At 67.3% G+C, this 17,991-nt stretch carries 20 protein-coding genes; 14 read left to right on the plus strand and 6 right to left on the minus strand.

Translation table 11 applies throughout. The annotated features are described in order from the left end of the window. Genes KF730_RS13785 through KF730_RS13795 form a run of 3 tightly spaced genes read right to left on the minus strand, consistent with a single transcriptional unit; the run spans window position 1 to window position 5,904 of the window. Window positions 1–3,363, minus strand: coding sequence for an error-prone DNA polymerase (locus tag KF730_RS13785; RefSeq protein WP_294098126.1), 3,363 nt, complete (start codon window positions 3,361–3,363; stop codon window positions 1–3). Beyond that, the gene (locus KF730_RS13790; RefSeq protein WP_294098128.1) at window positions 3,360–5,240 is read right to left on the minus strand and encodes a DNA polymerase Y family protein; all 1,881 of its coding nucleotides are present in this window, start codon (window positions 5,238–5,240) and stop codon (window positions 3,360–3,362) included. Before KF730_RS13790 ends, KF730_RS13785 begins: the two co-directional genes overlap by 4 nt. Then, a complete protein-coding gene (locus KF730_RS13795; protein WP_294098130.1) occupies window positions 5,158–5,904 on the minus strand; it encodes a protein ImuA in 747 nt (248 codons plus the stop codon). Before KF730_RS13795 ends, KF730_RS13790 begins: the two co-directional genes overlap by 83 nt. Before the next feature lie 262 nt (window positions 5,905–6,166). On the opposite strand from KF730_RS13795, the gene KF730_RS13800 reads away from it, so the two are divergent. Genes KF730_RS13800 through KF730_RS13825 form a run of 6 tightly spaced genes read left to right on the plus strand, consistent with a single transcriptional unit; the run spans window position 6,167 to window position 11,196 of the window. Continuing rightward, window positions 6,167–7,453 (plus strand): 3-methyl-2-oxobutanoate dehydrogenase (2-methylpropanoyl-transferring) subunit alpha, encoded by a 1,287-nt coding sequence (locus tag KF730_RS13800; RefSeq protein WP_294098132.1) that lies wholly within the window; start codon window positions 6,167–6,169, stop codon window positions 7,451–7,453. A gap of 50 nt (window positions 7,454–7,503) precedes the next feature. Continuing rightward, entirely contained in the window at window positions 7,504–8,508 is a 1,005-nt protein-coding gene (locus KF730_RS13805) for an alpha-ketoacid dehydrogenase subunit beta (RefSeq protein ID WP_294099885.1), read from the plus strand. A gap of 2 nt (window positions 8,509–8,510) precedes the next feature. Next, window positions 8,511–9,842, plus strand: coding sequence for a dihydrolipoamide acetyltransferase family protein (locus KF730_RS13810; RefSeq protein ID WP_294098135.1), 1,332 nt, complete (start codon window positions 8,511–8,513; stop codon window positions 9,840–9,842). Between the two features lie 11 nt (window positions 9,843–9,853). Further along, the gene (locus KF730_RS13815) at window positions 9,854–10,030 is read left to right on the plus strand and encodes a DUF4169 family protein (RefSeq protein ID WP_294098137.1); all 177 of its coding nucleotides are present in this window, start codon (window positions 9,854–9,856) and stop codon (window positions 10,028–10,030) included. A 31-nt stretch (window positions 10,031–10,061) separates the two neighbouring features. Then, on the plus strand, window positions 10,062–10,880 hold the full coding sequence (locus KF730_RS13820) for a protein phosphatase 2C domain-containing protein (RefSeq protein ID WP_294098139.1): 819 nt from the start codon (window positions 10,062–10,064) through the stop codon (window positions 10,878–10,880). A gap of 1 nt (window position 10,881) precedes the next feature. After that, a complete protein-coding gene (locus tag KF730_RS13825) occupies window positions 10,882–11,196 on the plus strand; it encodes a YciI-like protein (protein ID WP_294098140.1) in 315 nt (104 codons plus the stop codon). Here the strand turns inward: KF730_RS13825 and KF730_RS13830 are convergent. Then, window positions 11,193–12,116: a hypothetical protein gene (locus KF730_RS13830; protein ID WP_294098142.1), complete on the minus strand. Its 924-nt coding sequence runs from the start codon at window positions 12,114–12,116 to the stop codon at window positions 11,193–11,195. The genes KF730_RS13825 and KF730_RS13830 overlap by 4 nt on opposite strands. A 118-nt stretch (window positions 12,117–12,234) precedes the next feature. Between KF730_RS13830 and rarD the strand changes: the two genes are divergently transcribed. The 5 genes from rarD to KF730_RS13855 are packed head-to-tail and all read left to right on the plus strand — an operon-like array spanning window position 12,235 to window position 14,843. Next, window positions 12,235–13,143 carry an EamA family transporter RarD gene (gene rarD, locus KF730_RS13835; RefSeq protein WP_294098143.1) on the plus strand — a complete coding sequence of 303 codons (909 nt, stop codon included), beginning with the start codon at window positions 12,235–12,237 and terminating at the stop codon, window positions 13,141–13,143. 32 nt (window positions 13,144–13,175) lie between these two features. Further along, window positions 13,176–13,499, plus strand: coding sequence for a metalloregulator ArsR/SmtB family transcription factor (locus tag KF730_RS13840; protein ID WP_294098145.1), 324 nt, complete (start codon window positions 13,176–13,178; stop codon window positions 13,497–13,499). Further along, the gene (locus KF730_RS13845) at window positions 13,496–13,891 is read left to right on the plus strand and encodes a VOC family protein (protein ID WP_294098146.1); all 396 of its coding nucleotides are present in this window, start codon (window positions 13,496–13,498) and stop codon (window positions 13,889–13,891) included. Before KF730_RS13840 ends, KF730_RS13845 begins: the two co-directional genes overlap by 4 nt. Continuing rightward, window positions 13,888–14,331, plus strand: a complete 444-nt coding sequence (locus KF730_RS13850) for an SRPBCC domain-containing protein (RefSeq protein ID WP_294098148.1) — start codon at window positions 13,888–13,890, stop codon at window positions 14,329–14,331. Before KF730_RS13845 ends, KF730_RS13850 begins: the two co-directional genes overlap by 4 nt. After that, entirely contained in the window at window positions 14,328–14,843 is a 516-nt protein-coding gene (locus KF730_RS13855; protein ID WP_294098150.1) for an SRPBCC family protein, read from the plus strand. The genes KF730_RS13850 and KF730_RS13855 overlap by 4 nt, the downstream gene beginning before the upstream one ends. Before the next feature lie 502 nt (window positions 14,844–15,345). On the opposite strand, the gene KF730_RS13860 is transcribed toward KF730_RS13855, so the two are convergent. Further along, window positions 15,346–16,125, minus strand: coding sequence for a crotonase/enoyl-CoA hydratase family protein (locus KF730_RS13860; RefSeq protein ID WP_294098153.1), 780 nt, complete (start codon window positions 16,123–16,125; stop codon window positions 15,346–15,348). 77 nt (window positions 16,126–16,202) lie between these two features. On the opposite strand from KF730_RS13860, the gene KF730_RS13865 reads away from it, so the two are divergent. The 3 genes from KF730_RS13865 to KF730_RS13875 are packed head-to-tail and all read left to right on the plus strand — an operon-like array spanning window position 16,203 to window position 17,587. Beyond that, the gene (locus KF730_RS13865) at window positions 16,203–16,748 is read left to right on the plus strand and encodes a hypothetical protein (protein ID WP_294098154.1); all 546 of its coding nucleotides are present in this window, start codon (window positions 16,203–16,205) and stop codon (window positions 16,746–16,748) included. A gap of 39 nt (window positions 16,749–16,787) precedes the next feature. Then, complete coding sequence (locus KF730_RS13870; RefSeq protein ID WP_294098155.1) at window positions 16,788–17,216, plus strand: PaaI family thioesterase; 429 nt, start codon at window positions 16,788–16,790, stop codon at window positions 17,214–17,216. Further along, window positions 17,213–17,587 carry a PaaI family thioesterase gene (locus KF730_RS13875; protein ID WP_294098158.1) on the plus strand — a complete coding sequence of 125 codons (375 nt, stop codon included), beginning with the start codon at window positions 17,213–17,215 and terminating at the stop codon, window positions 17,585–17,587. Before KF730_RS13870 ends, KF730_RS13875 begins: the two co-directional genes overlap by 4 nt. A 13-nt stretch (window positions 17,588–17,600) precedes the next feature. Here the strand turns inward: KF730_RS13875 and KF730_RS13880 are convergent, their stop codons facing one another. Beyond that, window positions 17,601–17,981 (minus strand): DUF6491 family protein, encoded by a 381-nt coding sequence (locus tag KF730_RS13880; protein WP_294098159.1) that lies wholly within the window; start codon window positions 17,979–17,981, stop codon window positions 17,601–17,603. Between the last annotated feature and the right edge of the window lie 10 nt (window positions 17,982–17,991).

Consider the following 17,991-nt stretch of genomic DNA (forward strand, 5'->3'; position numbering starts at 1 on the left):
TCAGTGGAAATCGTGCGACTTGATCGGGATGCCGCCATCGTCGCGGCCGCTGCGCCGCGGCGCCCAGGCATCGAGCGCGCGTTGCCGGGCGAGGTGCAGCGCCTCGGGCTTGCGGTCGCGCGGATCGATCGTCCCGCCATGCGTCGCGCCGTCGCCGGGCACGGACATGCGCGGAAGATCGAGATCGCCGACGTCGCGCAGCCAGAGGGTGAGGTCGATCAGGCTCTCGGCGACGAGATGGATGACGATGCCCTCCTTCTGAACCTTGCCGCGGATCGCCAGCATCGTCGCCGACATCACCGTGCGGCGATTGGCCTCGAAGCGGTCGGCCCACAGCACCGCATTGGCGATGCCGGTCTCGTCCTCCAGCGTCACGAACACCACGCCCTTGGCGCTGCCCGGCCGCTGGCGGACCAGGATCAGCCCCGCCACTTCGACGCGCGCGCCATCCTTCAGATCCGCGAGACGCGCGCATGGCGCGATCCGCCGCGCCGCCAGCCGCTCGCGCAGGAACGAGACCGGATGCGCGCGCAGCGACATCTGCGTGGCGCGATAATCCTCGACGACTTCTCGCCCTGCGGTAAGCGGCGTCAATGCCACCGGCACTTCGCTGGTCTCGGGCAATATCCGGCCCGCGCGGGCATCGGCCAAGGCCAATAGTGGCAGCGGTGCCTGCGCCAGTCCCTTGATCGTCCATAGCGCCTGCCGCCGGTTCAGTCCCAGCGACTGGAACGCGTCGGCCCGCGCCAGCCGCTCGAGCGCGGCCGGCTTCACCCCCGAGCGGCGCCATGCGTCCTCGATCGAGGTAAAGGGGCTGGCGCCACGCGCCGTGACAAGGCGCTCCGCATCCTTGCTGTCGAGCCCCTGCACGACATGCATCCCCAACCGCAGCGGCCGCAGTGCGCGCCAGTCCGCCTCGCTTCCACGGAACCGCGCGTCGACCGGACGGTCATTGCCCGCGCCCGCCACCATCTGCGTGTCCCACACGCTGGCGTTGATGCACACCGGCAGCGCCTCGACGCCATGCTCGCGCGCATCGCGGACCAGCTGCGCCGGCGCGTAAAATCCCATCGGCTGCGAATTGAGCAACGCCGCGCAGAAGATGTCGGGATGGCGGCACTTCATCCACGACGAGGCGACGGCGATCTTGGCGAAGCTGGCGGCATGGCTTTCCGGGAAGCCGTAATTGCTGAACCCCTCGATCTGCGCGATCAGCCGTTCGGCGAATTCCTCGCTGATCCCGTTGGCGCGCATGCCGGAAAGCAGCTTGGGCCGGAACTCGCCGATCGTGCCGTCGGCCTTGAAGCTCGCCATCGCCCGGCGCAGCCGGTCGGCCTCGCTGGGGGCGAAGCCGGCGCCGAGGATCGCCACCTGCATCGCCTGTTCCTGGAACAGCGGCACACCCAATGTCTTCTTGAGCACCTCCTTCAGTTTGGGCGATGGATAATCGACCAGTTTCGGGTTCTCGCGCCGCTTGAGATAGGGATGGACCATATTGCCCTGGATCGGGCCGGGCCGGACGATCGCGACCTGGATCGCGACATCGTAGAAATTGACCGGCTTCATCCGCGGCAGCATCGACATCTGCGCCCGGCTCTCGATCTGGAATACGCCCAGCGTATCGGCCTGACGGATCATCTTGAAGGTCAGATCGTCATCGTCCTGAAGAACAGGCGAGGCGAGGTTGAGCGCGATCCCTTTATGCTCGGCCAGCAGATCGAACGAGCGCCGCATGCACCCCAGCATGCCGAGCCCGAGGATATCGACCTTCATGAAGCCGAGCTCCTCGATATCGAGCTTCTCCCATTCGACGACGCGGCGATCCACCATCGCCGCCGGCTCGACCGGGATCAGATCGTGGAGCTTGTCGCGGGTCAGCACGAAGCCGCCGGGATGCTGCGACAGATGTCGTGGCGTGCCGATCAGCTGCCTCGACAACTCCAGCGTCAGCGCCAGCCGCGGATCGCCGCGGTCTAGGTTGAGCGCCTCGACATGCTTGTCGGGCACGCCGTCGTTCGACCATCCCCAGATTTGGCTCGCCAGCGCGGCGGTGACATCCTCGGGCAGGCCCAGCGCCTTGCCGACCTCGCGCACGGCGCCACGCGAACGGAAGCGGCTGACCACCGCGGTCAGCGCGGCATGGTCATGGCCATAGGTCTCGTAGATCCACTGGATCACTTCCTCGCGCCGCTCATGCTCGAAATCGACATCGATATCGGGCGGCTCGTGGCGCTCGGTCGAGATGAAGCGCTCGAACAGCAATTGGTGCTTGATCGGGTCGATCGACGTGATCCCCAGCACATAGCAGATCACCGAATTCGCCGCGGAGCCCCGCCCCTGGCACAGGATCTTCTGGCTGAGCGCGAACTGGACGATCGAATTGACGGTCAGGAAATAGGGCGCATAGCCCATCTGCTCGACGAGATTGAGCTCATAGGTCAGCAGGTCGCAATAAGCTTGCTCCGGCTTGCCGGCGAATTTGTATTTCAGTCCGCTCCACGCCAGCTTGTGCAGCGCCTCCTGCGCCGATCGGCCGTGCAGGACATGCTCGTCGGGATATTGGTGCTTCAGCTCGCGAAGCGAGAAGGTGCAGCGCTCGGCGATTGCCTGCGATGCCGCCAGCGCCTCTGGATATCGCCGGAACCGTCGCGCCATCTCCTCGGGTGATTTGAGGTGACGATCGGCATTGCGCTCGCGGCGGAAGCCGAGTTCGTCGAGCGTGCATTTCTCGCGGATCGCCGTGACCACATCCTGGAGCATCTGCTGCTCGGGCAAGTCATACAGCACATCCCCGGTCGCCAGCGGCGTCAGCCCGAAATGCCGGGCGGCTTGATCAAGGTGATGCAGCCGCATCGCCTCGCCGGGCCGGCGGTGCTGGGTCAGGCAGACATGGCCGCGGTCGCGCCCGAAAATGTCCGCCATCCATTGCAGCGACAGCGGATCGCCGGGATCGGCGAGCCCCGGCACCAGCGCGCCGACCAGCCCTTCGCCATGCCCCGCCACATCCTCCCAATGCAGGAAGCATCGGCCCTTCTCGCCATGCTGGGCATCGGCGCGCGACTTGCCGAGCGTCAGCAGCCGGGTGAGCCGCGACCAGGCGGCGATATCCTCGGGCCAGACCAGCAGCGAACTGCCATCGACCAGATCGAGCCGGCACCCGGCGATCATCCGGATCGGCAATCCGAGCTCGGATATCTTCTCGGCCGCGACCAGCGCGCGCACCACGCCGCCCAGCGAATTGCGGTCGACGATTCCCAGCGCCGGCAATCCCAGCAAAGCGGCCTGCCTGAACAACTCCTCGGGCGCCGAAGCGCCCCGCAGGAACGAATAATGCGTCGTCACCTGGAGTTCGGCATAACTCACCCGAACACCCCGTGCAGATACCAGCTGAGATCGCCCGTCGCGGGGCGCTCGCCATCGCCCTTGCGGAACAGCCAGTAGCGGCAGCCCATATCGTCCTCGACGCGGAAATAATCGCGCACGCTGTCCCGCTCGCCGGCGCGCTTCCACCACTCGCCATGGACGCGCTCGGGTCCGTCGGCGCGGACCACGCGGTGCGACGTGCCGCGCCAGGTGAAGCGGCGCGGGGCATGATCGGGCAATTCGGCCATGACGTGATCGATCCGCTCGGGGCGCCGCAGCAGCCGCGCCGGCTTGGGCCATTCGGGATGCCAGGGGTGGAGCGCGGGATTTCGATCGAGCTGACGGATGTCTCCGGCCTTGAGGGATTGGCCGCTGCGCCCGGGCGAATCGAGCACGCCCATCGGCGCCACCGATCGCTCGGGGACATCGCTCTCCACCGGAGTGCTGCGCCACATCGCCGCCATGCCGATCCGCGTCGCCAGCGTGTCGATCAGGATGGCGAGATCGGGCGCGGCTTCCTCGTCGAGCCGCTCGACCACCGGCTGCGGCCCTTGGCGGTCGGCGCGGCGGACATGCAGCGCCATCGCGTCGATGCCATAGCCCGGCTCCACTTCCTCGATCCGCCGTGTCAGCAGCCGCAGGATATGCGCGGCGTCGCGGCTCGGGCGGGCCAGCCCCATGCGGATGCGTTGCGGCACGCCGTCGATGCGGTCGGCGATCAGCTCGATCCGGGTTGCGCCAAGACCCTCGGCTTCGAGAGCGGCCGCCAGCCGCGTGACGATTTGCCCGAGCCAATGCGCGATCGCCTCGGGTGTCGCGATCGGTTCGGCGAAACGCTGTGACGCGACGATCGCCTCACGCGGGATCACCGGATCCAGCGGCTCGGGCAGGCGGCCCAGCGCGCGTTCGAGATTGCGCACCAGCGCCTTGCCGAATCGCTTGGCCAGCGGCCCGCGCGGCATCGCCGCCAGCTGCTCGACGCGGGTGACGCCCAGCCGGTGAAGCAATTCGATAGCCTTGCCTTCTATCCGCAAGGCATCGACCGGAAGCGAAGCCATAGCCTCGGCCTGCATGCAGGGTTTGCACAGGATGCCGTCATCCCGGCGAAAGCCGGGACCCAGGGTCGCAAACGACACCGCCTTTGATTCTGGATCCCGGCTTTCGCCGGGATGACGGTAATGATGCGCCAGCCCCCATGCCGCGCCCGGCGTATCGGCAATCGCGATCCGCGCCGCGAAGCCCAGCCGCGTCAGCAGACGCACCAGCCGCGCCGCCATCCGCGCCTCGCCGCCATGCAGATGCGCCACCCCGGTCAGGTCGAGGAACAGCGTGTCCTCGCCTTCGATCGCCACCGTTGGTGTCCAGCGCCGCGCCAGCGCCAGCGCCAGCCGCCTCAGCTCGGCGCGGTCGCCCTCCGGATCGGCGGGGCGGATATCGAGTCCGCGCACCTGCGCCCGCGCCTGGGTGACCGCCATGCCGGGGCGCAGTCCCAGCGCGAGGGCGTGCGGGCAGGCGGCGGCGATCTCGATCCGGCTGCCCTCGCGGATCGCGGTGATCAGCGGGATGATTAGATCCTCCCCGGCACGGGGAGGGGGACCATGCGCAGCATGGTGGAGGGGGGGCGCCGCGAGCGAACCGTTTGCGGCAGCCCCCCCTCCACCACGCCCTTCGGGCGCGGTCCCCCTCCCCGTGCCGGGGAGGATCATCAGCCGGGGCGCATCCTCGCGGGCCCAGCGCGCGCCGGGGCGCCAGCCGCCGTTGCGCGGTGCCGGCGTGAGGGTGGGGGCGACGGGCTCAGGCGGCCCGGCGCGCCGCTCCGCCCGCCGCAGCCGGTCGATCGGCCAGCTTGGCAGGAAGAGCGCAGCGACCCGTTGCATCGCATGCCTCCAATATCTGGGTGAATCCCTCGCCGCCCTTTTGCCGCGCCAGCTCGACTCGCCAGCGGTGCCGGCCGACGCCCTCCACCGGCAGCGGCGTCGAGGGCGCGCAGCCGATCCGCCAGCGCGTCACGGCGGCGGAGGGCATGCCGATCGGATCCTGGCCCTCGCGGACGTTGCGTTTCATCAGCAAGGCGATCGTCCGTCCGCCCTCGGCCGCCAGCTGCAGGCGCCGCGTCGCGGTCATGTCCGCACGCTTCACTTCGCCGATCACCGCGCCGAGACCGCGATGCCGCAGCGCTTCCTCCATCACCGCCAGCAGCTCGGCATCGTCGCGCGCCTCGGCATAGATCAGGCGCTTGTGATCGAGGCCGACCTGGCTCAGCCCCGGCGCGAACAGGTCGCGGCGCTGGACGGCCCACAAGACCGGTCCCCAGGCCCGCGCCGCGATCCCGCCCATGAACAGGCTCGCCGCGCAATCCTCGGCCATGTCCGGTCCCGCCGGCGCCACTTCGTGCAGCGCGTCGAGCCTGAGACCGGCCCCTACCAGCCGCGAATCGACCGCCTCCACCCCGAACGGCAAAACCGGCCGGCGGCGGAAACCCCGGTCCTCCAGACCGTTCAGCGTCTCGCGCAATTGTTTCAGGACAGCGGGGTCAGCCACTTGGATTACTCGGTGCTCACGACTCGGTCATGCGGAATGTTCTTATTCTGTTCCACAAGAACAAAGAGTCAACCCCGAGGCCGGGCGAGGCGCCGTTTTGCCATTCGCGGCGTCGCGCCAAAGATTGCGTTGCCTGGCGTGCCGCCCGGCATTTCAGGTCAGTAGCACTGACCTTGTTGCGCCGGCCTTTGAAATTTTATAACAAGGCTCCAAACACGAGTCCCGCGCGTTCATCCATGCGGGGACAATGTCCGGAGAGCCCATGGGAACCGAGCGCGACCGCTCCAATCTGCCGCCCCCCAATCTGCCAGGATTGTCGCTGCACGTGCCGGAGCCCAAATTCCGTCCGGGCGACGAGGTCGATTTCAGCGATATCGATGTGCCCGCCGCCGGCTCGGCGCGGCGGCCCGACACCGCCGATCCCGCGAACAGCTTTCATGAACTGGCGTTCGGCCTCGTCCGCGTTCTCGACGACGAGGGCAATGCCGTCGGCCCGTGGAACCCGAAGCTCGACGCCGACACGCTGCGCAAGATGTTGCGCTCGATGGCGCTGGTCCGTGCTTTCGACGAGCGCATGTTCCGCGCCCAGCGCCAGGGCAAGACCAGCTTCTACATGAAATGCACCGGCGAGGAGGCGACTTCGGTCGGCGCCGCGGCGGCGCTCGCGACCGACGACATGTGCTTTCCCTCCTATCGCCAGCAAGGCGTGCTGATCACGCGCGGCTGCCCGCTGGTCGATATGATGAACCAGATCTATTCGAACAGCGGCGACAAGTTGCAGGGCCGCCAGCTGCCGATCATGTATTCGGAGAAGCGTTTCAGCTTCTTCTCGATCTCCGGCAATCTGACGACGCAATATCCGCAGGCGGTTGGCTGGGCGATGGCATCGGCTGCCAAGGGCGACACCCGCATCGCCGCGACATGGTGTGGCGACGGCTCGACGGCGGAGGGCGACTTCCACTCGGCGCTGACCTTCGCGACGGTCTACCGCGCTCCGGTGATCTTCAACGTCGTCAACAATCAATGGGCGATTTCGAGCTTTTCGGGCTTCGCCGGCGCCGAGGCGACCACCTTCGCGGCGCGCGCCATCGGCTATGGCATTGCCGGGCTCCGCGTCGACGGCAACGATATCCTCGCCGTCTATGCCGCGACGCTGTGGGCCGCCGAGCGGGCGCGGACCAATCAGGGCCCGACCCTGATCGAGCATTTCACCTATCGCGCCGAAGGCCATTCGACCTCCGACGATCCCACCCAATATCGCTCGGCGGGCGAGCCGACGAGCTGGCCGCTCGGCGACCCGATCCAGCGCCTCAAGCAGCATCTGATCGCGATCGGCGAATGGGACGAGGAGCGCCATGCCGCGCAGGATCTGGAGCTCGCCGAGGAAGTGAAGGCCGCGCAGAAGCAGGCCGAAAAGAACGGCGTGCTCGGCCACGGCATGCATCAGAAATTCGACACGATGTTCGAAGGGGTGTTCGAGGAAATGCCCTGGCACCTGAGGGAGCAATGCCAGCAGATGCTCGACGAGCAGAAGGCGGCGGGCCTGTGAACGCCGATACGATGCACAACGCCATGGAAGCGCAGGGCGCGGCGACGCGCATGAACATGATCCAGGCGATCAATTCCGCCATGGACGTGATGATGGCGCGCGATCCCGATGTCGTCGTGATGGGCGAGGATGTCGGCTATTTCGGCGGCGTCTTCCGTGCCACCGCCGGGCTTCAGTCGAAATATGGCAAGACCCGGGTGTTCGACACGCCGATCAGCGAATGCGGCATCATCGGCGTCGCGGTCGGCATGGGCGCCTATGGCCTCCGGCCGGTGCCCGAGATCCAGTTCGCCGATTATATCTATCCCGGGCTCGATCAGCTCGTCTCCGAAGCGGCGCGGCTGCGCTATCGCTCGGCGGGCGAATTCATCTCGCCGATCACGGTGCGCTCGCCGTTCGGCGGCGGCATCTTCGGCGGCCAGACCCACAGCCAGTCGCCGGAGGCGATCTTCGCGCACATCTCGGGCGTGAAGACGGTGATCCCCTCGACGCCCTATGACGCCAAGGGGCTGCTGATCGCCGCGATCGAGGACAACGACCCGGTCGTCTTCTTCGAGCCGAAGCGCATCTATAACGGCCCGTTCCACGGTCATTATGACCGCCCGGCCAAGACCTGGGCCGCCCATCCCGGCGGCGAAGTGCCCGAAGGCTATTACCGGATTCCGCTCGGCAAGGCGGCGATCCCGCGCGCCGGCAACGACGTGACGATCATCACCTATGGCACGATGGTCCATGTCGCCCAGACCACGATCGAGGAAATGGGCATCGACGCCGAGATCATCGATATCCGCTCGATCGTGCCGCTCGACATCGAGACGATCGAAGCCTCGGTCAAAAAGACCGGGCGCTGCCTGATCGTCCATGAAGCGACGCGCACCGCCGGCTTTGGCGCCGAGCTTATGGCGCTGGTGCAGGAGCGCTGCTTCTACCATCTCGAAGCCCCGATCGAGCGCGTCACCGGCTTCGACACCCCCTATCCGCACAGCCTCGAATGGGCCTATTTCCCCGGCCCCGTCCGCATCGGCACCGCGCTCAAGAAACTCCTGAAGGACTGACCATGGCACGCTTCACGTTTCGCTTGCCCGATATCGGCGAAGGCATTTCCGAGGCCGAGATCGTCGCGTGGCACGTCAAGGTCGGCGACCGTGTCGAGGAGGACCAGCAGGTCGCCGACATGATGACCGACAAGGCGACCGTCGAGATGGAATCGCCCGTCGCGGGAATCGTCGTCGAAGTCGCCGGCGAAGTCGGCGACCAGATCGCGATCGGATCGGCGCTGATCATCGTCGAGACCGATGGCGACGCGCCCGCCGAAGCGGAGACCGCGCCGCCGAGCGAGGACGTGCTCGAAGCGGAGAATCCCGGCGTCGAGGAAGTGGCGGCTCCTGCGCCCGCACCCACGCCCGCTCCGGCACCGGCCAGTGCTCAAGCGGAAGCGGGAGCCCAGGGTTCCAGGGACGGCGCTGGCGACTCTGGACCCCTGCTTTCGCAGGGGAACAAGGAAGAAGAGCGCCACCAAATCCTCGCCTCGCCCGCGGTCCGCGCCCGCGCCCGGGATCTCGGCGTCGATCTCGCTTCGGTGAAGGCCGACGGCAACCATATCCGCCACGCCGATCTCGACGCGTTCCTGCGCTACGGCAGCGGCCAGGGCTATCAGGCCCCGCACGCCAGCCGTGCCCGCGACGACGAACCGGTCAAGGTCATCGGCATGCGCCGCCGCATCGCCGAGAATATGCAGGCGGCTAAGCGCCACATCCCGCACTTCACCTATGTCGATGAAGTGGACGTGACCGCGCTCGAGGAGATGCGCGCCGATCTCAACGCCAATCGCGGCAATCGCCCCAAGCTGACGATGCTGCCCTTCCTGATCGTCGCGATCTGCCGTACCATCCCTGCCTTCCCGATGATCAACGCCCGCTATGACGACGAGGCCGGCGTGGTCACCCGCCATGGCCGCGTCCATCTCGGCATGGCCGCGCAGACCGATGCCGGGCTGATGGTACCGGTGATCCGCGACGCGCAGGACATGAACGTCTGGCAGCTCGCCGCCGAGGTCAGCCGCCTCGCCGAGGCCGCGCGCACCGGCAAGGCCAAGTCGGACGAACTCAGCGGCTCGACCCTGACGATCACCTCGCTCGGACCGCTCGGCGGCATCGTCACCACGCCCGTCATCAACCGCCCCGAAGTGGCGATCATCGGCCCCAACAAGATCGTCGAGCGCCCGGTCTTCGCAAAAAACAGTCATGGGACCGACGAGATCGTCCGCGCCAAGCTGATGAACGTCTCGATCAGCTGCGATCACCGCGTCGTCGATGGCCATGATGCGGCGAGCTTCGTCGCAGCCCTCAAGAAGCTGCTCGAAACCCCGGTTCTCCTGTTCGCGGATTGATTGGCCCAAAAATGGGAGAGCTCGTCAATCTGCGGCAGGCGCGAAAGGCGCGCGACCGCAAGGTCCGCGCCGCCACGGCTGACGCCAATCGCGTGGCGTTCGGTCGCACCAAGGCCGAGCGTGCCGCCGACGCAGCGGCCAAAACGCGCCTCGACAAAACCCTCGACGGCGCCCGCCGCGAGGACTGACAAGCGCCGCGCCGGGGATTAGGCTGGCGGCATGCATTTCGATGTCCTGCAATCGATCAGCCTGTCGGGCGATCCGCTCGTCGCCAATGACGACCGCGCCGGCAGCGGCGCCCGCCTCGCCTGGATGATCGATGGCGGCACCGATCTCGGCCCGCCCGGGCTGCTCGGGTCTCAGGGCGGCGCGGCGTGGCTGGCCAGCGAAGCCCAGGCCGGTTTCTCCGCCGCCGCCGACGCCCCGATCGCGACGATCTTCGGGGAAGTCGGCGAGCGCCTGATCGCCGCTTTCGCCAAGGCAAGCACCTGCGTGCCCGAAGGCCGCTGGGAGCTCCCTGTCGCCTCGGCCATTGCCGTCCGGCTCACGGGCGACGCGCTCGAATGCGGCTGGCTCGGCGATTGCGCCGCGCTCCACGTCAGCAACGGCAAGGTCGCCCGGCTCGGCCCCGCCGCCGACCGCGACGGCGAGACCGAGCGCGCCCGCTCGCTCGCCCATCACGGTCTCGGTACGGTCAAGAAAACCGCCCCGATCCTCGCGGAATTGCGCAGGTCCCGCGGCCGTCCGGAGATGCGCGTGCTCAGCGTCAATCCCGAGCATATGCGAGTCGCGACCAGCGTGGCGGCCTGCGCCCCCGGCGACGAATTGCTGCTGATGACCGACGGCTTCGCGGCCCTGGTCGATTCATACGGCGCCTATGACGCCGCATCGCTGATGGAGGCGGTGTGGGCGCACGGGCTCGCCGCGCTCGCCGCCGAATTGCGCGGCATCGAACAGGCCGACAGCGCCTGTACGCGATATCCCCGCTTCAAGGTTTCGGACGACGCCACGGCATTGTGGCTGCGCATCGGAGGATAAGGTGGCCCATTTCCTGCTCCGCTACGAGCTCGCGTCCGACTATCTCGCCCGCCGCGGCGACTATCGCGACGCGCATCTGGCGCTGGCCTGGCGGGCCGCGAATGCCGGCACCTTGCTGCTCGGTGGCGCGGTCGGCGACCCTGTCGAAAGCGCGCTGCTGCTCTTCAACGATTCCGGCGCCGCCCGCGCCTTTGCCGAGGCCGATCCGTATGTCACCGCCGGTCTCGTCACCGCCTGGCGGGTGCTGCCCTGGGCCACCGTGACCGGCGAAACCTGCGCGACGCCGGTGCGCCCGGCCCAGGGGCCCGGACCCTAGCTCAGCGCCGCGCGCACCTGTTCCTGCGCGGCCTTGATCCGCGCCATCGCGTCCTTGTCGATCTTTTCGCTGGCCCCGGCCGCTTCGGCGCGTTTGGCCTGCAGCGCCTTGTAGCGCGCGGCATCGCCGCCCGAATTGAAGCCGAAATAGGCATTGGCGTTATACCAGCTGCGCTTGGCCAGCAGCGCGCAAAGCTCGGCGGTGCCGTCGAGGAACGCCAGCTGACTGGCCAGCCGCCCGTCCGCCCCGCCCGGCGCCGCGATCGTCCGGATCGCTTCCTTCATCGGCGCATCGAACGCCGCCGCGTCGATCGCCTTGCCGATCGCCTCCGCCCGCTCGGCGCGCTTGCCGGCCTGCTCCTGCGCCAGCGTCCTGATCCCCGCCAGATCGCCGCATCTGGCGATCGTCTGCGGGTTCTGCGCCAGCAGATAGGGGCTGCTCAGATTGCCGACCCCGAACTTCGCCAGCGCCGCGTCATAATCGCGCCGCTCGCTCGCGTCCGCCGCCACCGCTTCCGCATACAGCCGCGACACCGCGCCGCGCCCCGCCGCATCGCGCGGCAGGATCGGATTGCCCTGCGGCCCGAACGCGATCTCTGCAAAGCTGCTCGGGTCCTCGCGCCCGCCGGCCTCATATTGGCGGTGGGTCAGATAGCCGGCCAGCGCTCCCACCGCGAGCAGGAACGCGAGCGATCCCGCCTTCCAGCCCAGGCTCGACAGCCGCGTCGTCACCACGAAGCCGATCAGCCATAACGCGAACCCCGCCGCCACGCCGGTGCCGACCAGCGTCATCTGCGGTTGCGCCGGCAGGAAATGCGGTACCAGCACGGTCGCCGCGACCAGTACCACGCATCCCGCCAAGGCCGCGATCACCGGATGGTCGTGCGGGCCGCCAAGCTCCGCGTCATACTCGTCGGACATCATCTCTCCCCCATTCTGGTGCGATCTTAGCGGCCGCGCCCGCCCGCGCAATTCGGCTTTCGCGGCGCAAACGCGGCTTTGCTTGCCCTTTGCCGCTTGCCAAGCGATGGCGCCTGCGATGACTGCCCCATCCACTCTCGATCGCCGCGGCCTCGCATTCTCGATTGGCGCCTATGCGATCTGGGGCGTGCTGCCGCTCTATTTCCATATCCTCACCGGCGTGCCGGCGCTGCAGGTACTCGCGCACCGCGTCGTCTGGTCGGTGCTGCTGCTCATCCTGTTGGTGCTGGCACTGAAACGGGGCGGGGCGGTGCTCGCCGCGGCGCGCGGCAAGACGTTGCTGCTGCTCGTCGCCAGCGCCGGGCTGATCGCGGTCAACTGGCTGGTCTATATCTGGGCCGTTCAGCACGGCCACGTCCTCGAAGCGAGTCTGGGCTATTTCATCAATCCGCTGGTCAATGTCGCCTTGGGCATGGCCGTGCTCGGCGAACGTCTGCGCAAATGGCAGGGCGTGGCGATCGCCATCGCCGGGCTCGGCGTCGCGGCGATGGCGCTCAGCGGCGGCGGCTCGGTGTGGATATCGCTGGTGCTCGCGATCAGCTTCGGGCTCTATGGCCTGCTCCGCAAGATCGCCGCGATCGATGCATTGGGCGGTCTGACGGTCGAGACGGTCCTGCTTGCCCCGATCTGCATCTCCTGGTTGCTCTATTGCGCCCAAAGCGACGCCACCGGCTTCGGCCAGTCGCTCGCCCTCGATCTGCTGATCCTCTCGGCCGGCGTGCTCACTTCGGTGCCGCTGCTGATGTTCGCCGCCGCCGCCCGCCGCCTCCCGCTCTCGACGCTGGGGCTGATGCAATATCTCTCGCCCAGCATGCAGTTCGGCATCGCCCTGCTGCTCGGCGAGCCGCTGCGGCCGGTGCACTTCATTGCCTTCCCGCTGATCTGGGCCGGCTGCGCGCTGTATGCGTGGGACAGCGTTCGCGCCACCCGCGCGACGCTGCCCGAGGATATTAAACCAATCGGTTGACAATAAAGTCGGCGAGGTCAATATTCAACCACATGGTTGAACAACGACTCGATGCCACCTTCCGCGCGCTCGCCGACCCCACCCGTCGTGGCATGCTCGCCCATCTCGCGCGCGGCGAGCAAAGCATCGGCGCGCTCGCCGAGCCGTTCGCGATGAGCTTTGCCGGCGCCTCCAAGCATCTCAAGGTGCTCGAAGACGCCGGGCTGGTCACCCGCCGCAAGGCCGGACGCGCCTATATGTGCAGCCTCCGGGCTGGCCCGCTGGGCGAGGCCGACAAATGGCTGCGCCAATGGGAGCGGTTCTGGAATGTCCGGCTCGACGCGCTGGAGGCGCTGCTCAGGGAGAAGCCCGAATGACCGGCATGACGCCCTTTCTGATGTTCCAGGGTGGCAAGGGCAAAGCCGCGCTCGATTTCTATGTCGAGCATGTTCCCGGCAGCCGCATCGTCTCGATGGAATTGTTCGGCGCCGATGGCCCCGGCCCCGAAGGCACTATTCTCCGCGCCTATGCCGAGATCGCCGGCCAGACGGTGATGGCGCATGACAGCCATATCGCCCACGGCTTCGATTTCACGCCCAGCTTCTCCTTCTTCGTCACCTGCGCCGACGAGCCCGAGTTCGACCGGCTGTTCGCGATCCTGTCATGGGAGGGCGCGGTGCTGATGCCGCCCGGCAATTATGGCTGGAGCCGCAAGTTCGGCTGGCTGAGCGACCATTTCGGCGTGTCGTGGCAGTTGAATCTGGAATGAACGCGCCGATCATCCTCACCGTCACGCGCGATTTCCATGCCTCGCCGGAGCGCGTGTTCGATGCCTGGCTGAGCCCCGAACAGGCCCGCCGCTTCCTTTTCGCCACCCCCGATGGCGAGATGATGCGCTGCGAGATCGATGCCCGTGTCGGCGGCCGCGCCCTGATCGTCGAGCGCCGCCCATCGGGCGACGCGCATCACCGCCTGCAATTCGAAGTCATCGATCGCCCGCATCGTCTGGTGTTCCTGTTCGCTGCCGATCCCGCCGGGGAAGGTGAATGGACGCGCGTCTCGATCGACATCGCCCAAACCGCCGCCGGCTGCACGCTCCGCCTCACCCACGAGATGGCCCCCGAATGGGCCGCTTATGAAGAACAGACGCGCAAGGGCTGGGGCATGATCCTCGCCGGCCTCGATCGCGTCATGGAGACTGGAAAATGACCGATACGCTGACCGCCGGGACCCTCGTCTTCAAGCGCGAGCTCGACGCCCCGCGCGAGACCGTCTGGCAATATCTGATCGACCCCGATCTGCGCGCCCGATGGTTCATGGGCGGCCCGACCGAACCACGCGTCGGCGGCGCGCTCGGCATGACCATGGCGCACGGCAATCTCTCCGACGAGGACGTGCCTTTCCCCGACGAATACGCTCCCTATCGGGGCAAGGCGTGGCACGAGACGATCACGCAGATCGATCCCCCGCGCCTGCTCGCCTTCACCTGGGACGAGGGCAAGAACGGCAATGTGGTGATCGAACTGGAAGAGCTTGGCGAGCGCACCCGCCTGACCCTCACCCATTCCGGCATTCCCACCCGCGACGGCGCGATCAATTTCGGCGGTGGCTGGGGCGCGCATCTCGATGTTTTCGAAAGGCGCCTGCGCGGCGAGCGCATCGCCAATTTCTGGGACCTGCATGCGGCGGCGGAGAAGCGGGCCAAGGCGGCGATCGGTTGACCAAAACTATATTGTCACTCCTGACCTGTTCGGTGCTTATCCCGCTCGAACATGTGCGGTTCCCCGGCGAAGGCCGGGGCCCAGTTGGCGGACAGATATTGACGGGCGCAGCGCTTCGTTACGGCGACCTCTCCATCTGGGCCCCGACCTTCGCCGGGGAACCACAGGAGACACAAGCTCGAATGGGATAGGCACCGAACAAGTCCGGGGTGACAAAGGGTGGAGGGAATCCTTGCAATGTAGGATTTCGCCTGCTTGGCTCGACCGGTCGGAACTCCCGGCCGCTCTTTGAACCCTTGAATACCCTCGCGTTCCTGACCGTCAGTGTCGTGCACCTGTCGCGCCAGCGTCGCGCGCGCGTCGCCCCGGTGTCGCGTAGCTGTCGGAAAGTGTCGCGCAGCTGTCCTGTAGGTGTCGCCTGCCTGTAGCTTCTCGGGTCCCGCCTCAGAGAGCGAATGTTGAATCCCCCGAAAACACTAAACTTCCTCAACATTCGCGCCACTCAATCGGCGAAATTCGGTGCGCGCTTCTGCATATTGGCCATCACCGCCTCGATCTGGTTCGGCGTGCGCAGCAGCGCGACCTGCTCGGTGGTTTCCGCCAGCAACGTCGCCGCCGCATCGCCTTCGAGTCCCGCCAGCCGCTTGGCGGCACGGACCGCGTGCGGATTGCGCCCGGCGATCGCCCGGGCCAGCGCCATCGCCTCGACATGCGGGTCGTCGGCGATGCGGCTGACAAAGCCCATCGCCAGCCCCTCCTCGGCATCGAATTCGCGCGCGGTATAGCTCAGTTCGCGCAGATGATCGTCGCGGACATTGCCCTTCCACAGCGCGTAGCCGGCCATGTCGGGCACGATCCCCCATTTGATCTCCATCACCGACAGCCGCGTTCCCGGCGCCGCGATGCGGACATCGGCGCCGCTGGCGATCTGCAGTCCGCCGCCAAACGCCACCCCGTGGATCGCCGCGATCACCGGCGCGCCCAGCGTCCGCCAGCCCCAGGCGACCTGCTGGAAATCATTGGCCAGGCCATGGTCGCGCGATTTCTCGTCGAGTCCCGATCCCACGCTCATCATGCTCGCCATGTCGAGCCCGGCGCAAAAGGCGCGGCCCTCGCCCGACAGCACCACCGCGCGCAGTCCCGCCATCGCCTCCAGCTTGCGGATCGCGTCGATGATCGCGGCGAACATCGCCGGATCGAGCGCGTTCATCTTGTCGCCCCGGGTCAGCCGCACATCGGCGATATGGTCCTGAAAATCGATTGCGACCCGCTCTTCGCTCATTCGCTTTCGCCTCTTGCTAGCGCTAACATTTAGGAAGAGGATAGGGCAAATCCCGGGACAGGGACAGGAGAGGTCGAATGAAGTTTCTGATTGCCGCCATCGCATTGCTCGCCGCCCCGGCCGCCTATGCGCAACAGGATGCCGGTGATGTCGCCGCCAAGCCCAAGCCGGCCGCCACCGTCGCGGCGCCGGCCGCCGATCCGGCGATCACCACTATCTATGACAAGAAACTGGGCGAAGGCTGGCAGAATTGGAGCTTCGCCACCGTCGAGCTTTCTACCGACATCAGTGCGCGCATGCCGATCAAGGTCAGCGCCGAGGGCTACAAGGCGCTCTATCTCCACCATGCCGCCTTCAGCACCGCGCCCTATCGCGGCCTCACCTTCCTGATCCAGGGCACCGGCGCCGGCGGCAAGGTCCGCGTCATCGCCACTTCGGGCGGCAAGCCGATCGAGGGCAAGATGAAGCTGGTCGAGGTCAAGGCCGGCGGCTGGACCAAAGTCACCGCCTCGCTCGCCGAGCTGGGCGCCGAGAATGTCGAGATCGACGGCTTCTGGATCCAGAACGACAGTGGCGAGCCGATGCCCAATTTCTACGTCGCCGATATCGCGCTGACGGTGTGAGGTTTACGTGGCGCGCCCGTGCAGGCTAGGGCGCGGGCGATGAGTGGTACTTTCGATCCCCGGCGCTTCTTCGAGCATCGTTTCGGCGGGCATGGCGACACCCTCGGTATCGATTATCGGGCACACGGCGCCGATTGGGCCGAGCTGATGCTGCCCTATGATGCCCGCCTGATCGGTGATCCCGCTTCGGGCGTGCTCGCCTCCGGGCCGATCCTGGCCCTGATGGATATGGCGACCAGCGTTGGCGTCTGGCTCAGGCTGGGTGCATTCAAGCCGCACGCCACGCTCGATCTGCGCATCGATTATCTCCGCCCCGCTACCCCGGGCAAAACCGTGATCGGCCGCGGCGAATGCTACCGGATCACCCGCTCGATCGCCTTTGTGCGCGGCCAGGCGCATGACGGCGATCCCAGCGATCCGCTCGCCAATGTCGCGGGCACCTTCATGGCTGTGGAGGGCTATTTTTGACCGCTCCCTATTCCGAGCTGCTCGGTCTCAGCGAAGAGCCCGGCGAAACCGCGCCGACGCTGGTGATGGAATTCGGCAGCCATGTCCTCGGCCGTCCCGGCTTCCTCCATGGCGGCGCGATCGGCGGGCTGCTGGAGATGGCGGCGGTCGCCGCGCTCAAGCAGGCGCTGGCGGGTGAGGGCGACGCCCGGATCAAGCCGATCAACCTGACCGTCGATTATATGCGCGGCGGCCGCGACAAGCCGACCCGGGCGCGCGGTGTCGTCACCCGCCTCGGCAACCGCGTCGCCAATGTCGAGGCGACCGCATGGCAGGACGATCCCGAGCGCCCGATCGCCGCAGCGCGGATGAACTATCTGATCGCGCGCTGAGCCTGGCCGCGCCTCAATGGCGGCGGCGCGGCTTCTTCGCCTTCTTGGGCGGCGGGCCGCTGCGGACGATGCTGGAAATCCGGCACCGCTCATGCTCGGCGATGACGGTGTCGCCGCGCTCCAATGTACCGCCGCCGCCGAAGCTCTTGAAGCCGACCCGGATCGCGAAGGGCAGCGCGTTGCAGCGCGAATAGAAGCGCGCGAAATACCAGTCGTGCCGTTGGTTCTGGATGTAGACGCCGTCGCCGCTCCGCGTCGATTCGAAGGTGCGGACATTGCCGTGGCTGATGAACGGGATCGAGACTTCCTTGCCGCCCGGCGGCGGCGCGTCCTGGGCCATGGCGGCACCTGCGCCAAGCAACAGGACGGCGGGCAGAAGCATGTGCCTGATCATGATCGGGTCC

This window comes from Sphingomonas sp., assembly GCF_019635515.1.
Taxonomy (GTDB): domain Bacteria; phylum Pseudomonadota; class Alphaproteobacteria; order Sphingomonadales; family Sphingomonadaceae; genus Sphingomonas.

Coding starts and splice junctions, on each gene's coding strand:
- KF730_RS13790 (WP_294098128.1), bottom strand. CDS start 5,240: ATGCAACGGGTCGCTGCGCTCTTCCTGCCAAGCTGGCCGATCGACCGG.
- KF730_RS13800 (WP_294098132.1), top strand. CDS start 6,167: ATGGGAACCGAGCGCGACCGCTCCAATCTGCCGCCCCCCAATCTGCCA.
- KF730_RS13805 (WP_294099885.1), top strand. CDS start 7,504: ATGAACATGATCCAGGCGATCAATTCCGCCATGGACGTGATGATGGCG.
- KF730_RS13810 (WP_294098135.1), top strand. CDS start 8,511: ATGGCACGCTTCACGTTTCGCTTGCCCGATATCGGCGAAGGCATTTCC.
- KF730_RS13815 (WP_294098137.1), top strand. CDS start 9,854: ATGGGAGAGCTCGTCAATCTGCGGCAGGCGCGAAAGGCGCGCGACCGC.
- KF730_RS13820 (WP_294098139.1), top strand. CDS start 10,062: ATGCATTTCGATGTCCTGCAATCGATCAGCCTGTCGGGCGATCCGCTC.
- KF730_RS13830 (WP_294098142.1), bottom strand. CDS start 12,116: ATGTCCGACGAGTATGACGCGGAGCTTGGCGGCCCGCACGACCATCCG.
- rarD (WP_294098143.1), top strand. CDS start 12,235: ATGACTGCCCCATCCACTCTCGATCGCCGCGGCCTCGCATTCTCGATT.
- KF730_RS13840 (WP_294098145.1), top strand. CDS start 13,176: ATGGTTGAACAACGACTCGATGCCACCTTCCGCGCGCTCGCCGACCCC.
- KF730_RS13845 (WP_294098146.1), top strand. CDS start 13,496: ATGACCGGCATGACGCCCTTTCTGATGTTCCAGGGTGGCAAGGGCAAA.
- KF730_RS13850 (WP_294098148.1), top strand. CDS start 13,888: ATGAACGCGCCGATCATCCTCACCGTCACGCGCGATTTCCATGCCTCG.
- KF730_RS13855 (WP_294098150.1), top strand. CDS start 14,328: ATGACCGATACGCTGACCGCCGGGACCCTCGTCTTCAAGCGCGAGCTC.
- KF730_RS13860 (WP_294098153.1), bottom strand. CDS start 16,125: ATGAGCGAAGAGCGGGTCGCAATCGATTTTCAGGACCATATCGCCGAT.
- KF730_RS13865 (WP_294098154.1), top strand. CDS start 16,203: ATGAAGTTTCTGATTGCCGCCATCGCATTGCTCGCCGCCCCGGCCGCC.
- KF730_RS13870 (WP_294098155.1), top strand. CDS start 16,788: ATGAGTGGTACTTTCGATCCCCGGCGCTTCTTCGAGCATCGTTTCGGC.
- KF730_RS13880 (WP_294098159.1), bottom strand. CDS start 17,981: ATGATCAGGCACATGCTTCTGCCCGCCGTCCTGTTGCTTGGCGCAGGT.